The organism is Mesorhizobium sp. M7A.F.Ca.CA.004.04.2.1, from assembly GCF_004022825.1.
Classification (GTDB): domain Bacteria; phylum Pseudomonadota; class Alphaproteobacteria; order Rhizobiales; family Rhizobiaceae; genus Mesorhizobium.
In genome coordinates this window covers 1-1,257 of record NZ_RZPH01001355.1, presented here as the reverse complement: position 1 = coordinate 1,257, position 1,257 = coordinate 1, and the positions used below count along the sequence as shown (strand labels likewise).

The 1,257-nt window shown below is 66.7% G+C and carries 1 protein-coding gene and 1 pseudogene; both read right to left on the bottom strand.

The window, feature by feature from the left end:
* Positions 1-420: pseudogene (locus EN893_RS34520) on the bottom strand (excinuclease ABC subunit B); the annotation flags it as partial.
* A 128-nt stretch (positions 421-548) separates the two neighbouring features.
* Positions 549-1,257 (bottom strand): DUF2778 domain-containing protein (locus EN893_RS34515; RefSeq protein WP_164901409.1); only part of this gene is annotated, 709 nt, incomplete at its 5' end.

Genomic DNA, 1,257 nt, shown 5'->3' with positions numbered 1-1,257 from the left:
GCCCGAAGCCATGGTCTCGGCGTCTTCCAGCGAAATGTCGAGACCCGCGACCGGGTTGAGGCCCGCTGCCGTGCGCTCCCTCGCCGTCGCCGCCCCACCCATCGAGGTGCCGCGCGAACTGCGTCCCGGCGAGCTTGAACGCTCGGGTATCTTCTTCGACGGCTTCGGCGATTTGCCGCCGTCGCCCTTGCCGGCAAGACGCCCTTCCTTCTCGGCCTCCTGCTCGATCTGCTCGGCCCAGTCCGCGATCGAACCGGTCAGCGGCGTGCCAGAGAGCTCCGGCTGCGGCATCTCGGCGAAGCCGCCTCTGTGCAGCGGCTCCGAAGCGTCGAGGAAATCGGTCAGCGGACTGCGCCGCTTCGGCGCGGCGCGGTCGTCATTCGCCGTCGGCGGCGTTTTTTTGTCGGGAGATTTGGCCATGTCCCGAATATGGGATTTCCTGGCCAAAATGGAAAGAGCGCGGTGGGGAGAGGCGTGCCGGACAGCGCTGCTCCTGACAGCAGGCTGTCAGGAGCAGGCGGGAAGGTACGCCCGAAAGCCTCTTGTCGCTACACGCCCCTGGCGGCTGATGCGACCTGCGTAGCCGACCCGTTCAGGCGCGGCACCACGACGAGGCGTTTGATCTTGCCCTTCTTGAAGGCGGCGAGGAAACGCGCATAATCCTTGAAGGCGACGCAGCCGCTCGACTGGGCGTAGCGGCCCCGAAGCAGATACGTATGGGCCAGAAACCCGTCGCGATTGTACTTGTTGCGGCCATCGACCGGCGTCAGGCGCAAGGCCTCCACACCATGAAAGCGCGACTCGCGCAGCGACAGATTGTAGGTGTTGGGCGGTGTCGGTCCGCGGTTCTTCTGGTCGGCATAGCGCGGCTGGTCCGTCATCGCGCCGATGCCAGAATGCGCCTCGAGCCTTGAGCCGTCAGGCATGTAGACGGTGGCGGCGCTGATATCGTAGACGGCGACGCCATTGCCGGCGCCGCTTCTGGATCCCGGCGAGTTGAACAGGTTCCTGAACGCCTTGCCAAGGCCGCCCGAAGGCGTGTCCGGCTTGGCGTAGGCCAGCACATCGCCGCCATCGGCCGGCCGGCCTTGCCGCGCCGGTTTTGCCGGCTGGGCCTGCTGGACCGTCTCACGCGCCGGCTTCGATTGCTGGGCGGGCTTGGGCTGCTGAACAGATTTGGGCTGCTGGACCGGCTTAGGCTGCTGCTGCACGATTTTGGGCTGCGGCGGGTCGAATTGCGGGCGGCGGGTCGGCAAC